The sequence below is a fragment of the Enterococcus hirae ATCC 9790 genome, assembly GCF_000271405.2.
Taxonomy (GTDB): Bacteria; Bacillota; Bacilli; order Lactobacillales; family Enterococcaceae; genus Enterococcus_B; species Enterococcus_B hirae.
In genome coordinates, this window is record NC_018081.1 from 2775913 (window position 1) to 2793378 (window position 17466).

At 38.4% G+C, this 17466-nt stretch carries 14 protein-coding genes and 3 pseudogenes; 1 reads left to right on the forward strand and 16 read right to left on the reverse strand.

Going from position 1 to position 17466, the window contains the following annotated elements; translation table 11 throughout:
* Positions 1-9: 9 nt before the first annotated feature.
* The 14 genes and pseudogenes from EHR_RS13160 to fabT all read right to left on the reverse strand — a co-directional run bounded on the left by EHR_RS13160 (position 10) and on the right by fabT (position 14653).
* A complete protein-coding gene (locus EHR_RS13160) occupies positions 10-699 on the reverse strand; it encodes an amino acid ABC transporter permease (RefSeq protein ID WP_010738130.1) in 690 nt (229 codons plus the stop codon).
* Between the two features lie 12 nt (positions 700-711).
* Positions 712-1539, reverse strand: a complete 828-nt coding sequence (locus EHR_RS13165) for a transporter substrate-binding domain-containing protein (protein WP_010738131.1) — start codon at positions 1537-1539, stop codon at positions 712-714.
* A gap of 979 nt (positions 1540-2518) precedes the next feature.
* Positions 2519-4939 carry an immunoglobulin-like domain-containing protein gene (locus EHR_RS13170; RefSeq protein WP_014834756.1) on the reverse strand — a complete coding sequence of 807 codons (2421 nt, stop codon included), beginning with the start codon at positions 4937-4939 and terminating at the stop codon, positions 2519-2521.
* A 1031-nt stretch (positions 4940-5970) separates the two neighbouring features.
* Entirely contained in the window at positions 5971-6756 is a 786-nt protein-coding gene (locus tag EHR_RS13180) for an acetyl-CoA carboxylase carboxyl transferase subunit alpha (protein ID WP_010738133.1), read from the reverse strand.
* Positions 6749-7617 (reverse strand): annotated as a pseudogene (accD, locus tag EHR_RS13185) (acetyl-CoA carboxylase, carboxyltransferase subunit beta). The gene EHR_RS13180 and the pseudogene accD overlap by 8 nt, the downstream one beginning before the upstream one ends.
* Positions 7618-8996: pseudogene (locus EHR_RS13190) on the reverse strand (acetyl-CoA carboxylase biotin carboxylase subunit).
* Between the two features lie 7 nt (positions 8997-9003).
* Entirely contained in the window at positions 9004-9423 is a 420-nt protein-coding gene (gene fabZ, locus EHR_RS13195) for a 3-hydroxyacyl-ACP dehydratase FabZ (RefSeq protein WP_010719672.1), read from the reverse strand.
* Positions 9424-9446: 23 nt separating this feature from the next.
* A complete protein-coding gene (gene accB, locus EHR_RS13200; protein WP_010738136.1) occupies positions 9447-9941 on the reverse strand; it encodes an acetyl-CoA carboxylase biotin carboxyl carrier protein in 495 nt (164 codons plus the stop codon).
* A 2-nt stretch (positions 9942-9943) separates the two neighbouring features.
* Positions 9944-11179, reverse strand: coding sequence for a beta-ketoacyl-ACP synthase II (gene fabF / locus EHR_RS13205; RefSeq protein ID WP_010719674.1), 1236 nt, complete (start codon positions 11177-11179; stop codon positions 9944-9946).
* A gap of 17 nt (positions 11180-11196) precedes the next feature.
* Positions 11197-11934: a 3-oxoacyl-[acyl-carrier-protein] reductase gene (fabG, locus tag EHR_RS13210; protein WP_010719675.1), complete on the reverse strand. Its 738-nt coding sequence runs from the start codon at positions 11932-11934 to the stop codon at positions 11197-11199.
* On the reverse strand, positions 11925-12860 hold the full coding sequence (gene fabD, locus EHR_RS13215; protein ID WP_010738137.1) for an ACP S-malonyltransferase: 936 nt from the start codon (positions 12858-12860) through the stop codon (positions 11925-11927). Before fabD ends, fabG begins: the two co-directional genes overlap by 10 nt.
* A gap of 110 nt (positions 12861-12970) precedes the next feature.
* Positions 12971-13195 carry an acyl carrier protein gene (locus EHR_RS13220; protein ID WP_005876288.1) on the reverse strand — a complete coding sequence of 75 codons (225 nt, stop codon included), beginning with the start codon at positions 13193-13195 and terminating at the stop codon, positions 12971-12973.
* A gap of 46 nt (positions 13196-13241) precedes the next feature.
* Positions 13242-14203 (reverse strand): annotated as a pseudogene (locus EHR_RS13225) (beta-ketoacyl-ACP synthase III).
* 9 nt (positions 14204-14212) lie between these two features.
* Positions 14213-14653 carry a fatty acid biosynthesis transcriptional regulator FabT gene (gene fabT, locus EHR_RS13230; protein ID WP_010738139.1) on the reverse strand — a complete coding sequence of 147 codons (441 nt, stop codon included), beginning with the start codon at positions 14651-14653 and terminating at the stop codon, positions 14213-14215.
* Between the two features lie 345 nt (positions 14654-14998).
* Here fabT and EHR_RS13235 point away from each other — a divergent pair, with 345 nt between their 5' ends.
* Positions 14999-15871 carry a GIY-YIG nuclease family protein gene (locus EHR_RS13235; protein ID WP_088766128.1) on the forward strand — a complete coding sequence of 291 codons (873 nt, stop codon included), beginning with the start codon at positions 14999-15001 and terminating at the stop codon, positions 15869-15871.
* A gap of 342 nt (positions 15872-16213) precedes the next feature.
* On the opposite strand, the gene EHR_RS13240 is transcribed toward EHR_RS13235, so the two are convergent.
* Together EHR_RS13240 and EHR_RS13245 are read right to left on the reverse strand one after the other, a co-directional pair.
* On the reverse strand, positions 16214-16444 hold the full coding sequence (locus tag EHR_RS13240; protein ID WP_010719680.1) for a YkuJ family protein: 231 nt from the start codon (positions 16442-16444) through the stop codon (positions 16214-16216).
* Positions 16445-16530: 86 nt separating this feature from the next.
* A complete protein-coding gene (locus EHR_RS13245) occupies positions 16531-17418 on the reverse strand; it encodes an NAD(P)-dependent oxidoreductase (protein ID WP_010738140.1) in 888 nt (295 codons plus the stop codon).
* Positions 17419-17466 lie beyond the last annotated feature (48 nt).

Genomic DNA, 17466 nt, shown 5'->3' on the forward strand with positions numbered 1-17466 from the left:
TTTCACCCTTCATCCTTGGTATCCTTTACCTAATCTTTTCTCCCAGCGATTTAGTAACCGAGAAGTAGCAAACGTCATGCTGAAATAAACGGCTGCTGCTATAAAATAAGGCTCTAATGGAACATACGAATTGGATATGACGATTTGCGCCGCTCCCATCAGTTCATTGATTCCGATCGCAGTCAACAGGGAAGAATCTTTAATCAACGTAATAAATTCATTGCCTAAAGGAGGCAAAATATTTCTTAATGCTTGTGGTAAAATCACGTAACGCATCGTTTGTGCTGGACGCAACCCTAATGAATAGGAGGCTTCTGTTTGACCGTTGTTCACTGCCAGGATCCCCCCACGGATGATCTCTGCCACATAGGCACCGGAATTTAAAGATAACACGATCATTCCTGGAAGCAGGCGGCCAAGATCAACAGTTAAAACACCTACTTCTAGATCTTTTGAAGGAAAAAATCCTTGAAGCAATAAAAAGCCGATCATGATTTGTAGAAGCATCGGTGTTCCTCGTAACACTTCGATATAGACATTAGCTAAAACATTCAACGGTTTCTTTTTGGACAATTTTAGTAACGCCATAAGTAAACCGATACCCGTTCCCAAGATCACTGTGACGACCGAAATCATGATTGTTATTCCTGTACCTGATAAAAAATAAGGGAAATATTTATCTAAAAAAGAAAAATCCACTCTGCCTGACCTCTATTCTGTCGCTGTTTTTTCAGCTAATTCGTTATTTTGTTGAATAAATTCTTCAATTTTTCCTTCATCATTCAACTTTTTGATGATTTGGTTTAATTCTTTTTGTAGTTGACTGCTTTCTTTAGGTAACGCAATAGCAAAGGCTTCATCAGGAGCTGGCTCAAGTGAAATATCAGCGATCATCAGATCAGGATTTTGGGCGATATATGATTCGGCGATCGTTTTTTCAACGACTGTCGCAGCTAATGAGCCTTGGTTAACTTCAACGATCATGTTGGGAACTTTGTCGATTGTCACAAGCTTCGCACCTTTCAGTTGCGTCTTAACTAATTCCTCTTGAATGGATCCCTTTTGAGCACCCACATTTTTATCTTTTAGGTCATTCGCATTGCGATAGATTTCTTTATTTTTTTTGTTGATGATTACCACTTGTGGTGGGTTGTAATAATTGTCTGTGAAATCAAATTGTTGTTTTCTTTCATCTGTGGCAGAAATCGCTGAAATAGCAAGATCTGCTTTACCTTCTTTTAAGGAAGCTAAAACGGTATTGAAATTCATATCTGATACTTCAGCTTTTACTCCTAGTTCTTTCGCGATTGCTTTAGCTAAGTCAATATCAGATCCTACGATTTTATCTTTCCCGTCAACCATCGTATGAAACTCAAACGGCGCGTAATCAGCCGACGTAGCTACTTTTAGTACCCCGCTTTTTTTAATCGCTGCTAACTGATCCTTTTCCTGACCTTGAGCAGTCGTATTGCTGCTGCCACATGCACCTAAAGTCGCTAGTGCAAACAGTACCGTTAACATCCCAAAGAATTTTTTCATGTCATTTTCCTCCTACGTTAAAACTTTTGTATTAAGTGAAGTAATTATAGCATGAAACTTTCAAAAAAAAGCATTTTTTGTATATTTATTTAAAAAAATGTATTTTAAGGTGAATATATTGTATATAAAACAAATAAAAGAATAATTATTTTAGAATAGTTTTCAATAAAATGAAAAAGAGCTAAGAACGAAAAAGTCATCTTAGCTCTTTTACAGGTGTAACCACAGATAAGGTTAGTTAATCTCCCGCAAGAAGATAAAAGTCATCAAACATTCAAGAAGGAAATTTTGGAAATTCTACTTCTTGATGCGAAACACTCTTTATGTGCAAATAATATTTATCAGAGTTCAATTAGATCTGGGAATCAAATTCCATGTCTGATTACTAGTATTTTTCATTGTTCTACTGATAATAGGATTAAAATCAGTTAGATTATTGTCTTCTAGATCCTATCTACACTCACATTAGAATCCTTATCTTGATAACAAAAACAGCGGGAATCTAGTCCGTTATAACCGCCGTTCACTCTGAGTGTATTCTAGTCTGCAGTTGGATTGTTTGCGCAAAATTCATTCACACTATAGGAATGCTAGTAGAACCTTGCACTTATCCAAAGAAAAGAAACGGAGACAAAAGTAGCATCTTCGGAAAATTAGTCGGAATTACTTGATACTAAACATGTTTGTTTCAACCCCTTCTGTGCTCAACTAAGTTTCCTATTCTAAGTAATTCTCAATCAGCTTGTTTGACCAACTAATTATGCAACTGATTAATTCTAAATAATCTTAGAATCATCGTATGGTCTCTAAACAGATCTTATTTTACTAAATATAAACCTCTGTACACATTCCGGTATTCCTCATTTAGCTCAACCTGTTTGAATTTTGAGCGTATCTTAAATCAAGAAAACTGAGACATTGATCAGATTTTTTCTAATCAATGCCCCAGTTTTTAGACTTACATTAATTTGTTTTTTCCTTAATTAACAGAAACTGTTTGGTTTTCAGCCAATAAGTTGCCACTTCCATCATAGAAATTCATTGTTACTTGATCATCAGCTTTGATTAGGTCTGGCTTCACATAATAACTGATTGCCCCATCCTTAAAGCTCCCACCTTTACTGATCAGTTTACCATTGACAAACAAGTGCCCTTGGTGAACTTGGGTATCAGAACCATAGGCTCCTTTGATCGTTTGTGTGCCGATTTTATAAGTCAATTCGTTGATTTCAGCTGTTGGTGTTTGAATAGTGACATCAATCTCTGATCCTGGAATTTGTTGTCCTCGATTGTTGGCACCCATCAAGACTACCTGATCGTCTTCTGACACTTTAAGGTTTCCTACATAATAACTGAACTTGCCATCTTTGAAGCTGCCGCCTTGACTAACTTTTTCGCCATTGACCAACAAGATTCCTTGGTAAACATCGCCTGTGTAGCTTCCTTCGATCACTGTACTGATTCCCACACGATGGGCTTCTGTTAATTGACCCAGTTGTTCTCCTATAGTCACTGGTTGTGGGTCCCCTAGTGGTGTATCGAATTTATCATAGCCTTGAATCGTTGCTTGATCCCCTGCTTTGATGATTTGAGAGTTCACATAATAGCTAAACTTGCCATCTTTATAGGTTCCGCCCCAGCTGATTACTTCCCCATTCACTACTAGTTTTCCTTTATGGATATCCCCCGTATAAGATCCAGTAATGGTTGAATCACCTAGCTTATAAGTGTCCACCTGATCAATTGATCCTGAAGATTCGGAAATCACTTCAATCTCTTTGGAATCTATCAATTCCTTCTCTTTGTTGTAGCCATCTAATACGACTTTGTCGCCGACTTTTAATTTGCCAACACCGACATAATAGCTGAATTGACCATCTTTGAAGCTACCGCCCCAGCTAACCACTTTGCCATTAACGGTTAATCGGCCGAGAGACATATCCCCTGTGTAGGTTCCAGTAATATTGACATCTCCTACATGATATTCTTGTGGTTTCAACTCACTTTTCACTAGTTCTGCCACATAAGTTCCTGCCGTTAAATCCCCAGTTCCGTAATTTGTCATAAAGTCAGCAGGTGAATAGCCTTTGGACTGACCATCTTCACGAATCCAATTTCCTGTCAGCTGATCTCCATCGTTCAATGCTTTCGGTGCTGATAAACCAGTGTCTCCAACCGCCTTAAAGTGATCGCCTAGTGTTAATTTAGCAAGAGGTGTATTCTTAAACATACTTCCCATCGTTGTTACTTTGCTAGTGTCAAAGCTACTTACATCTAGACTTGTTAAGTTATCCATATCGTAAAACATTGTACTCATATCTGTTACATTACTAGTATCAAAGCCACTTAGATCTAGGCTTGTTAAGTTCCCCATCTCTCTAAACATCTCGCGCATAGTTGTTACGTTACAAGTATCAAAACCACTTACATCTAGACTTGTTACGCTACTCATACCGGAAAACATACCATACATACTTGTCACGTTACTAGTATTCCAACCATTTACATCCAAATTTGTTATGTTTTTCATACCCAGAAACATATAACTCATAACTGTGACTTTACTGGTATCAAAGCCACTTACATCTAAACTTGTTACGCCGTTCCTATAAAACATATAAGACATATCTGTTACTTTGCTGGTGTCAAAGCTACTTACATCTAAACTTGTTAAGTTACTCATCTCTTTAAACATCTCGCACATGTTTGTTACGTTACTAGTATCCAATTGATTTAACCCTTCAATTTCAGTTAAATTATTAAGATACTTGGATCCGGTAAGATCACTACTAAATAAGTAGGCAGAATCTTCCGGAGCAACTACTTTTCCAGCCAAGACAATTTTCTTGATGGCTTCACTATCTACTTTGTCGCTGTTCCAAGGTGATTCTTCATAGCCACTTAATTCACCTGCTTCGATCGTCAATACCCCTGTATTTTCATCAAAAGTATACGGACTGGTAACCCACGTACCTGTTATCTCGGAGGTAGCTGCCACGTTCGCTTTTTGCGCTACTTTTGGCGCTTCAGCTGTTGGATTAGTTGCATCCCCTTCACTTTCGGCAGTCGCTGCTGTTGCTTGTTCTTGTTCTTTTGCTTGTTCCTGGGTGTTCTCAGTTGTTTCATCCGTTGCTTCATCAGTTGTTGCTAATGAATCACTAGTTGTAGTGGTTGAATCCGTTGGGTTTACTAACGGCTCTGTGACGTTTTGTATCGTTTGATCGATGACTTCTTTTGCTTCATTCGCCTGTGTTTGTTCAGTAGCAGTTTCAGCTGTTGGTGACAAAGTATCCGCTAATGCCATCGTTGGTGCGATCCCAGCATTTCCCATCACACCAGCCACCGCAAACATCGTTAATAGCTGTTTTTTACGTTTTGCTGTTAATTTTTTCTTACTCATATTTACTCCTTTTTTTCTCTTATTTTTGATCATTACTTTCTCGTCAATACCACTTCATCAGCTTTAGGTGTTTTCTCTGTTTTCAATTGATATCTCTTTCCAATGTCCATTTTGTTACCGAAGCTGACAAAATCGTATGGATCATCTCCCCTGTAGCTTTTATTTTACTTGTTCTAATCAAGAGTAAACGCTCAATATAACTAATTAATATTCTTGAATCTTGATCGTTTACCATAACTGTTTTGTTGTATGTATTTTTTTCATTGATTGAGGAAATCAATCAAGCTTTCTCTACTACTTATCATCTGAAAAAATTTTTCATCTACATGTTACTATTTATGTAAAGGTTCATAAGTGGCAGAATAACCTGCAACCTTTTAGACAGGAGAAAGATTTAAATATATCAAAAAAGGAAGTGGAGACAAAAGTAGTTAGCATCAAGAAATAAGAAGAGATTCCCAAAAATTGACAAGAAACACAAAAACTAGTTTTTTGCTGTTGATTGTTACCTACTTGGTGCTTCTCAAATTTTTCGTAAATTTCAGCAGATTTTCCGAAGACGCTGCTTTTGTCTCATGTTTATTTGTTTTTTAGAGATACTAGATGAGACTGAGACAAGTTCTGTCCCAGTCTCCTTGAAAAATTATAGAGCCCATATTCATGCCAACCAAATGGTAGACACATGATTATATTCAACAGAGCGATTATCGCATTCCCATTTATAAAATCTCTGATGAATGATAGAGGATAATCTCCAATCCTTGTATTCAATGTTTTTTAAAAAAGCAGAAAGGGTAATAAAAAAACTATCAACGTGAAATAACAAAAAAATCTGAGACAGAATGAGATTCATTCTGACCCAGATTTGATTTTACACCATTCATCAGTCCTTATTGACAAAGAGCCGAAAAATTCAAAAAGCAATCGACCTCCAAAGCTGTTCCTGTCATCTAACAGGAAACGGTGGGTAGGTCGATTGCTTTATTCATTCAATTTGGTGCATAACTGTTTGTCTTATTCTTTATAACTGTTTAAAATTTACGGAATCTTTGATAACGTCGTTCAAGCAACTCTTCAGTGGAAGTTTGACATAGTTCGGTCAATTTTTCAATCAATGATTTTTGTAACATTCGACTGACTTTTTCTTTACTTAAAGCTTGCCCATTTACTGTTTCCGGTATCACACGATCGATGACATCTAATTCTAATAATTCAGCTGCCGCAACTTTCATTAATTCAGCCGCTTCAGCTGCTCGACTACCATCTTTCCACAAAATCGACGCAAAACCTTCAGGAGATAAGACAGCATAAATCGTCTGTTCAAGCATCCAAACTTCATCAGCTAAGCCAAGAGCCAATGCTCCTCCGCTTCCACCTTCACCGATGATGATTGCAATGATCGGTACTTTTAGATCAGACATCTCTAATAGGTTTCTGGCAATCGCTTCTCCTTCACCACGTTCTTCTGCACCAACACCACAATAGGCACCAGCAGTATTAATCAGTGTGATAATAGGACGATGGAATTTTTCTGCCTGTTTCATCAGACGAAGTGCTTTACGATAGCCTTCTGGATGAGGCGAACCAAAATTTCTACGAATATTTTCTTGAAGGTCTCGTCCTTTTTGGATCCCAATAACTGTGACAGGTTTTCCATCTAATTTGGCAACCCCACCAACGACTGCTTCGTCGTCTCCAAATAAACGATCGCCATGAAATTCTTGAAACCCCTCAAAGATATCTTCAAAAAAATCAAGACTCGTCCAACGATCCTTTTCACGCGCCAGTTGAACGATCTCATGTGCTGTTTTATCCATGATTTATCCAACCTTTCTGCGTATGCATTTCCAACAAATGATGGATCGTTTCTTTTAGTTCTTTTCTAGGAACGATTTGATCAACAAATCCATGGGTAAGTAGAAATTCTGCTTTTTGGAAATCTTCCGGTAATTCTTGTTTGATCGTTTGTTCGATCACTCGTCTACCGGCAAAACCAATCAAGCTTTGGGGTTCAGCCAGGATCACGTCGCCTTCCATTGCAAAACTCGCTGTTACGCCGCCTGTAGTTGGATCGGTCAATACTGTTAGATAAAACAAACCGGCATTGCTATGACGTTTGACAGCTGCTGAGATTTTTGCCATCTGCATCAAAGAAAAAATACCTTCTTGCATTCTGGCTCCTCCAGAAGCAGTGAACAAGACAACGGGTAAGCCAGCTTTTTCAGCCCGTTCAAACAAACGGGTGATTTTCTCCCCTACAACGGTTCCCATACTGCCCATGATGAAATTAGAATCCATGACACCAATCGCAAATGGCAGACCGTGAATCGTTGCTTTTCCTGTCAATACCGCTTCATGCAATCCTGTTTTTGCTTGCATAGTTTGGATCTTTTCTTGATAATCAGGGAAGTTCAAGGGATCTTTCGTTACTAAGTCCGTGTCCCATTCTTCTAAACTTTTTTCATCGATGATCAATGCTAATCGTTGCCAAGCACCAATACGAAAGTTATAACTACAATGAGGGCAAACCTTCTCATCACCAATATCTTTTGTATAAATGATGTGTTTACAATTAGGGCATTTAGCCCACATATTATCTGGAATAGACGGCGCATTCGTTGGTTGTTCTGCTCGATTAGGATTAATTCGAATGTATTTTTCTTTTTGAATAAAGCCATCTACTCTTCTCCTATCTCTGTTTCAGGTGTCCAGTTCGGTAAAAAATCTTCTTGTAAAAAGGCGGTACTATAGTCCCCTGCGATGACTGCTGGATGACTGATTAAATCCATTTGGAACTCCGCGTTCGTGATCACTCCATCGGTAACCACTTCGCTTAACGCTCGTTGCATTTTCATCAATGCCTCAAAGCGAGTGTCTGCATGAACGATCACCTTAGCGATCATTGAATCATAATAAGGTGGAATCGTATAGCCAGAATAAACGGCACTATCAACTCGAACGCCCATGCCTCCTGCTGGCAACAAAAGGTTTTTGATTGTTCCAGGTGATGGTGCAAAATGAAAAGCTGGATTTTCTGCATTGATCCGACACTCAATGGCGTGACCAGAGAATCGCACATCTTCTTGTTTGATTTCCAACGGTTGCCCCGCAGCAATTTCAATTTGTTTTTTACCAAGTCAATGTTTGTAACCATCTCAGTTACCGGATGTTCGACTTGGATCCGCGTATTCATTTCCATGAAATAAAATTCTCCCGCTTCATCCATTAAAAATTCAATCGTTCCAGCATTTTCATAATTAACCGCTTTGGCTGCACGAACTGCCGCAGCTCCTAATTCTTCTCTTTTATTCTGAGAGATGACCACTGAAGGGGATTCTTCTAATACTTTTTGATTATTTCGTTGAAGAGAACAATCTCGTTCGCCTAAATGAAGGACATGCCCATAATGATCACCAAGGATCTGTACTTCAATATGTCTTGCTGGATAAATGATTTTTTCTAAATACATTTCATCATTTCCAAAAGCCGCTGCTGCTTCTTGCTGCGCAGAAGAAAAATGTTGCGGTAATTCTTCTTTTGATAAAACTTTACGAATCCCTTTTCCGCCACCGCCAGCGGCAGCTTTAAGCATGACCGGATAACCAATCTTATCCGCTACTGTTAGTGCTTCTTCAACTGTTGATAATACGCCATCACTTCCTGGAATAACAGGTACATTGGCTTCTTGCATCAAGCGACGTGCATTGATTTTATTCCCCATCGCATCGATCGTTCGACTCTTTGGACCAATAAAAGCAATATTACATTCTTCACACATAGAAGCAAAACGGCTATTTTCAGATAAGAACCCAAAACCTGGGTGAATCGCTTCTGCTTTGGTCACGATGGCTGCACTCAAAACTGCTTGGACATTCAAATAGGAGTCCGTCGCTTTTGCAGGACCAATACAAATTGCTTCATCTGCCAATTGAGTATGCAATGCGTCAGCATCTGCTTGTGAGTAAACAGCAACAGTCTGAATACCAAGCTCACGACAAGCGCGAATAATTCGTACGGCGATTTCGCCACGATTAGCTATCAAAACTTTTGAAAACATAACTCACCTATCCAATCATAAAAGTTAATTCAGCTTCAGCAACTTTTTTGCCATCCACTTTTGCAATTCCTTTACCAATACCAGCAGAAGATTTGATTTTCGTAATTTCTACTTCAAGATACAGTGTATCCCCTGGAGTGACTTTTCGACGGAATTTTGCTTTGTCTAAACCACCAAAATAAGCAGTCTTTCCTTTAAATTGTTCCAAGGATAATAACGCAACTGCTCCTGCTTGTGCCATCGCTTCAACGATCAAAACACCTGGCATCACAGGTTCTTCTGGAAAGTGACCTTGGAAAAATGGTTCGTTGATCGTCACATTTTTCTTTGCAATGATTCGTTCGCCTTCCACCATTTCTTCGACACGATCAATCAGCAATAGCGGATAACGATGTGGTATGATTTCTTTAATTTCTTGAATGTTCATATTGCTCCTCTTTCCTCTTTTGCTTAATTTGGTTGAATTCTAAATAGTGGTTGATCGTATTCAACAACCGCTTCATTTTCAACAAGAATCTCAACGATTTTCCCATCGACTTCGCTTGTGATTTCATTCATCAATTTCATTGCTTCAATGATACAAATCACTTCACCTTTTTTGACACTATCTCCCACTGACTTAAATTGTGGTTTATCAGGGGCAGGTTGTAAGTAGACGATTCCAACAATCGGTGATTTTACCTCGACACCTTCGAAACTTTCTTGTGATGCTTCGACAGATGCTTGAGGTGCTTCACTAACTGGCGTTTGTTGGATTGGTGTTTGAGGTACTACCGTATCTCTAGGCGCTTCTGTAGCTACTGGCATTGGAGCCATTGTTCCCATTCCACGACTAGATTCATTTTTATTCATATATAATTCAAATTGACCTTCTCTTAAATCAAATTCAGTTAAAGTAGATTGATCGAATTGACTGACTAATTCCTTGATCTCATTGATATTCAAGATTATTCCTCCCAGCGTTTCATACACAAGACCGCATTGTGACCACCAAAGCCTAACGAATTGCTCATTGCATAAGTCAATTGCGCTGGTTTGCTTTCATTGATGACAACATTCAAGTCAATTTCCGGATCTTGTTTTTGGACATTGATGTTTGGTGGAATAAATTGATGTTCCAGCGCCATTAAAGTAGCTAACGCTTCAATCCCTCCAGCTGCACCTAATAAGTGTCCAGTCATGGATTTCGTACTGCTGACATATGTTTCTTTGAATGAATCACCTAATGCCAGTTGGATCGCTTTTGCTTCTGCTTGATCATTAGCGGGTGTACTTGTCCCATGGGCATTGATATAGCCAACATCTTCTGGCTTAATACCCGCTTCATCCATGGCTAATTTCATTGCTTTGGCAGCGCCTGAACCATCTGGTGTAGGAGCAGTCATATGGAACGCATCACAATTAGCGCCGTAACCAACGATTTCTCCATAGATTTTTGCACCACGAGCTTGAGCATGTTCTAAAGATTCGATCACTAAGATACCCGCTCCTTCGCCCATCACAAAACCGTTACGTTCTTCATCAAAAGGAATCGAACCACGAGTAGGGTCTTCAGCATTCGATAGAGCTGTTAGTGCAGCAAAGCCAGCAATTCCCATTTCACAAATTGTTGCTTCTGCCCCACCAGCTAGAATGACATCTGAATAACCATGTTTGATATTGCGGTAAGCTTCACCAATAGCATTCGTTCCACTCGCACAAGCAGTAACGATTGCTGTACAAATCCCTTTAGCACCTACACGTAGTGCAATGTTGCCGGCAGCCATATTTGCAATAGCCATTGGAACAAACATTGGTGAGACACGTTGCGCGCCTTTTTCGTGTAACCGGATCACTTGGTTTTCAATCGTTGGCAATCCGCCGATACCGGAACCAACAATGACACCAAAACGATCTTGATCGATTTTCTCTTTATCTAGACCGCTCATCCCTAATGCTTCTAGTGCTGCATAGATCCCATAAATCGAGAACATGTCCATCCGTTTGCTGTCTTTTTTTACAAAATATTTATCGTATGGAAAATCTTTGACTTCACCTGCTAGTGTGATTCCAGTTTCTGTGGCGTCAAATTTAGTAATAGGAGCAATCCCATTCGTTCCTTTTTGCAAACTATCTAAAAAGCTTTCAGCATCATTACCGATTGGTGAAGTGACACCATAGCCTGTAATTACTACTCGATTCATTATTGTTTTCCTCCTTTTTATCCGTGCATCACGAGACCGCCATCAACATTGATGACCTGTCCTGTGATATAAGGACTCTCTGCTAAGAAAATCGCAGCATTCGCAACATCTTCCACGCTGCCAAAACGTTGCATTGGAATTTGTTTTACTACTTGCTCTTTGACTTTATCAGATAACACTTCGGTCATATCCGTAGCGATAAAACCAGGAGCAATGGCATTACATGTAACACCGCGTGCAGCCGCCTCACGAGCAACAGATTTTGTAAAACCAACGACACCTGCTTTGCTTGCTGCGTAATTGGCTTGTCCGACGTTACCAATCAATCCTGAAACACTTGACAAGTTGATAATTGCACCTTCACGTTTTTTCATCATTTTCTTTAAAACGTGTTGTGTCATATTGAATGTTCCTGTTAGATTGATATCTAAACAAGCTTTAAAATCTTCTGCTGACATGCGCATCAATAATTTATCGTTCGTAATCCCTGCATTATTGATTAGAATATCGATTGATCCTAATTGTTTTTCTGCTTCTTCTACCATCAAACCAGCTTTTTCATAATCTGAGATATCGCCAGAAACACCGATGCAGTTCACACCTTGAGCTTTGATCTCATTGATTTTTTCTTCTGGAATTGCTTTTCGTCCATTTAAAACGATGTTTGCGCCTGCTTTTGCAAAAGCTAGCGCCACAGCGGCACCAATTCCTCTTGTGCTACCTGTAATAAATACGTTTTTTCCTGTTAGCTCCATAACATGCCTCCGATACTTGTCATTGTTTCTTCTAAAGTTTGTTGATTTTCTACTCTTAAAACCGGAATCGTTTTATCGATTTTCTTCATAAAGCCACTTAATACTTTACCTGGACCAACTTCGATCACACGTTCCACACCAAGTTCTTTTAATTGATGGATGCTTTCATAAAAATGTACCGGCTTCATCACTTGTTGTTCAAGCAGAGTCGGTATCCGATCTTTGTTCATGATTTCAGTTGTCGTATTACTGATGACAGGAATTGTTGGCTCATTAAAAGTGATCGCTTTTAGCTCAACGGCTAATTTTTTTGCTGCTGGCGCTAAGATTGCTGTATGAAACGGACCACTCACATTAAGTGGAATCATTCGTTTGATGCCTTTTTCTTGCATGATTCTTACTGCTTCATCCACTGCTTGTTCTTCACCGCCAATTACGATTTGTTGGGGTGTATTATAATTTGCAGGAGAAACAATTCCTAATCGTTGAGCTTCCAAACAGCTTTCTTCAATAACTTCTACAGGTGCATTCATAACAGCTACCATTTTCCCACTACCAAGTGGTGCAGCTTCAGTCATATAAGCCCCTCGTTTTGCCACTAAAGCGACTGCTTCACTAAATGACAAAGCTCCACTAGCTACTAAAGCGGAATATTCGCCTAAACTTAATCCTAGAGCAGCTTGAGGTGTAATCCCTCTTTCTTTCAACAAACGATAAAAAGCAATGCTGACCGTTAAGATTGCTGGTTGTGTATAAGCGGTTTGATTGAGTCGTTCATTTTCTGAAAAACACAATTCCGCCATATCATAGCCTAGAATATCACTTGCTTCATCAAACGTTTCTTTGACGATAGTTTCTTGATAGAGATCTTGTCCCATGCCTGGATACTGAGCGCCTTGTCCGCTAAATAAAAATGCTGTCTTCATGTATTTTCTCCAATATTTTTAGGATATATGCTCATGTCTTGATTTATTAAAAAGGACCAAGACACTCCTATTTAAGGAAAATGTCCCAGCCTCCAACCTAATCTTAATGATTATGCAGTTTGTTTTTCAACATAAGTTACTAAATCTTGAACTGTTTTGATGCCGTCTTCTGTTTCGATTTTCACGTCAAATTCGTCTTCGATTTCATTAATGATTTGGAATAAATCCAAGCTATCAGCTTCTAAGTCTTCTTGGATGTTTGTTGTTAATTTGATTTCTTCTGTTTCTTTTCCTAACTCTTCTGCAATAATTTCTTGAATTTTTTCGAATACCATACTATATATTCCTCCGATATTGTTTACAATTTTATGTTTTATCAGCTTACAGTTCCATGAGGATACTTCCCCATGTTAAACCTCCACCGTAACCTGTAAATACTACTTTTTGTTTTTTCCTAAAGTGATTTGCCCACTAGCTACCGCTTCATCTAATAGGATTGGAATACTTGCAGCAGAGGTATTTCCGTATTTATCCATATTGGTTAAGAATTTTTCTTGCGGTATTTTTACCTTGCGTGCAATTTTCTCAATGATTCTAAGATTTGCTTGATGTAAAAGCAGATAATCAACTGACACATTTTGAGTGATGTCTTTAATGTTTTTTGCAACGTCTCTTACAGCAAAATCAAAGATATCTCTTCCTATCATTGATAAATAAAAAGAGCCTTTTGCATCCTTTACATACACCGGTGATCCGTTCGAATGATAGCCAGCTGTGAGTGACGATCCTCGAGTGCCATCTGCTTCCAGATGTTCTGCAATTATTTTCTGCTCTGTACCAGCTTCAAGTAACACACCACCAGCACCATCACCAAACAGGACAGCCGTTGAACGATCAGACCAATCGATTAATTTGGATAATGTCTCGCCACCAATCACTAATCCTTTATTTGAACCGCACCGAATCATTTTCTCTGCCATGCTTAAAGCATAAACAAAGCCTGAACATGCTGCACTAAGATCAAATGCAATTGCATTTGTTGCACCAAGTTTACCTTGAACCTGGACAGCCACAGAGGGTGTCGTAAAATCAGGAGACATGGTTGCTACAAGAATGAAGTCAAGTTCTGTCGGATCGATGTTCTTTTTTTTGATGAGCTTTTCTGCTACTAAATAGCAAAGATCAGAAGTTTCTTGATCTGTGACGCAACGCCTTTGTTTGATACCTGTTCGCGATGAAATCCATTCATCTGAAGTGTCCATCATTTTGGAAAGATCATCATTGGTAATGATTTTTTCGGGAAGGACACTAGCTGTTGCTGTGATCGTTCCAAATTGTTCCATTAAAAATCCTCACTTGTAATCTCGCAAAAAATCATGCAAGTTTTTCAATGCAGCCAGTAAAGCTTGCTGTTCGTCGGTAGCCATGCCATCCAAGATATTTTTGACCATTTCACGATGAAAGTGCTGATGGACACGATATAAAAGTTTGCCTTTTTTTGTCAGTCCTAATTTCACCACTCGTCGATCATCTTCACTTCGAATGCGTTCAACATAGTCTTTCTTTACTAACTTATTGATAGCAGTGGTCAAGGTCCCAACAGTAATCGACAGTTCTTTGGCTACTTCTGAAGTCGTTTTTTTCTTGTACATACCGATTGCCTCGATCGTATGCATCTCTGTAATTGACAAATCTTTGAACTGAGATTTTTTTAATTCAGATTCTTCGATTGTCAAAATATCATTGAAGACACTAACAAGATAATCATTTACTGTTTTCGAATCTGGTTCCATGTTCCACCATCCACTAATTAGTTTGATTATCAAATCATTTGATGTTCAAACTATATCTTAACTTTTTTCAAAATGCAACCTAAAAAGCTCATTTTTTTCGATTATGAACTTTTTCTAAGAAAAAATTCATTTTAAAATCCTATTAAATCAACAATCACCCATTTAAACATTAAAAATATTTCTCAAATAAATATTTTGATTGTCAAACTATTTTTACTTAATACTCAGCAAACGAAAAGGTTGTTCCTTTGCCGTAAATTTGATATAGTATTTTTTGATAAAAAAGGAGAAAGAACGTTGAAAGAAAAAGTAAAAAAACTCCCCTTGCTTCCTGGGGTATACTTGATGAAAGATCATACCGGAACTGTGATTTACGTGGGAAAAGCGAAACAATTAAAAAATCGTGTAAGTAGTTATTTTCGTCATAGTAAACAACATTCAAAAAAAGTTCGCCGATTGATTCATCATATCGCTGACTTTGATTTTGTCGTCGTGGATACTGAATTAGATGCACTATTGTTAGAATGTCAATTAATCCAGTACTACCGCCCTTTTTACAACCGTCAAATGAACTATTTTAGTAACTATAATTATTTACATATTACAAATAATGGTTTTTCCCTTTCGGATATGCCACTTGCCCGTACTTACGGTCCCTTTCGACTTTACAAAAAAATGCCGGCTATTTTACGCATCATTGAAGAAACCTATCAGATGCCGTGGCTGTCTGAAATCAGCCTTTTAGCTTTAAATACACAATTACCGGAAATGAATCAGTTGTCATTTGAACAAAAGAAAAAAGAGATTCAAAATCTGTTGCAAGGGCGCAATAAAAAACTAATCACTTACTTGAAGAAAAGGCAAAATCATTTTATCGAACAATTGAATTTTGAAAAAGCTGCCCAAATCCAACAAGATATTGAGTTATCCACAGCTTTCATTAAAAGAATACAGGCGCAGAAACTATTTCTAAGGACGCCTAAAATCACTTTCCATTTACCTCTGGCAGCGGACGAAACGAAACAAAAACATTATTTGATTTGTTACGGTCAACTGGCTGAAACGGCCATTACGTCTAATGATGAATCTCCTTATTTTTATTATGAAAATGCAAAAGCTGGTTTGTCCTTGAAGCGACAGTTGCAAAAAGAAGAAATTGACCCCGTCCTTATACTAATGAGTTACCATAAGAAAATTCTCGCCCAAAATGAATTGTAAAATAAAAAGAAACCTTGAACTACCAAACATTGGTCTACAGTTCACGGTTTCTTTTCGTTGTTTTATCCATTTAACCAATTATTCCCCTAATCTTCTCACTAGCCGAAAAAAATCTAAGGAAAAATAGGCGTCACACTTTTTCTTCTATTCATCGGAGCAGTCTCTTGCTGATACGAACGCTTGTGGATAGAACACGCCCATCCTGGTCACTTCAAGAAGACTTCTTACGAACGAAGCCTGATCCATTAAGCCATAAAAAAAGCAGCTCTAAAGCACCAAGAGAAGATTTTCTAAAAAATCCTCTCTTGGTTGCTCAGAGCTGAACGCTTCTTTCATGATCTTTTATTGGATCAAGTCATAAATTTCCATTGCAACGATATCGATATTGTCAAATTCATATTGTTGATGTGAATCTGTTTCAGTTAATTCAAATGTTTCAGTTGCTTTGTCATAAGTAACTGTACATTTTTCAACGCCCTCTTTTTCAAAACGACGGACTTGCAGTTCATTATCTGCTGATTCGACCATTGCCTCCAGTCGTTTAATGATTGCAACTAATTGTGAATGTGCCATCGGAGGTCCTCCTTTTCTTATTTCTGTTATATTGTAACAAAAGCACAGACGACTTGCATTGATTTTCTCCAAAAAAAGCGAGTTTTTTAAGATTTTTTTTCTGGGTTCTTTCCTTCAGGCCACCAAAGCTTAATCAATGCTTGAGTACCGTCATTTTCAAATCCCTGATCTGCTAATTGTTCATATAATTTTAAAGCTTGCGTTGTCGCTGGTAACTTCAATGCCATTTTATCTGCTTCATCTAACGCAATTTTCAAATCTTTAATAAAATGTTTAACAAAAAATCCTGGCGTATAATCCTCTTTTAAAATACGAGGAGCATAATTACTTAATGACCAGTTTGCAGCACTGCCTCCTGAGACTGTTTCAATGACTTTTTCAAAGTCAAGTCCTGCTTTTGAAGCATAAGCAAGTAACTCGGTCATGCCTGTCATAGTCCCTGCAATCATGATTTGATTTGCCATTTTCGCATGTTGGCCTTTTCCTGCTGTCCCATGTAAAGTAAAAGTAGATCCCATCACTTGAAACAAAGGTAAAACTTTTTCATAGACACTTTTTTCACCACCAACCATGATTGTCAAAGTGGCATTCTTCGCACCCAGATCTCCACCTGAAACTGGTGCATCTAAAGCAGCTGCACCTTTTTCTGTGGCTGTTTTTGCAATTTTTTCTGCAAGCGTTGGGGTACTAGTTGTTAGATCAACCAAAATTCGATCTTGGACATCCGTTGCAAAGATCCCATTTTCGCCATAGTAAATTTCTTCTACATCTTGGGGATAACCAACCATCGAAAAGATGATCTCACTATTTTTAGTGACATCTTTAGGTGTTTCAGCCCAAATGGCTCCTTTTTTGACTAGCTCATCCGTTTTTGCTTTTGTTCGATTATAGACAGTTACTTCATGTCCTGCGTTCATAAGATGCTCAGTGATTGCGCGTCCCATGACTCCTGTCCCGATAAAACCTAATTTCATATTCGTGACCTCCTAAAAATCAAAAAATCTTTGTCTCTATGCTAAGTA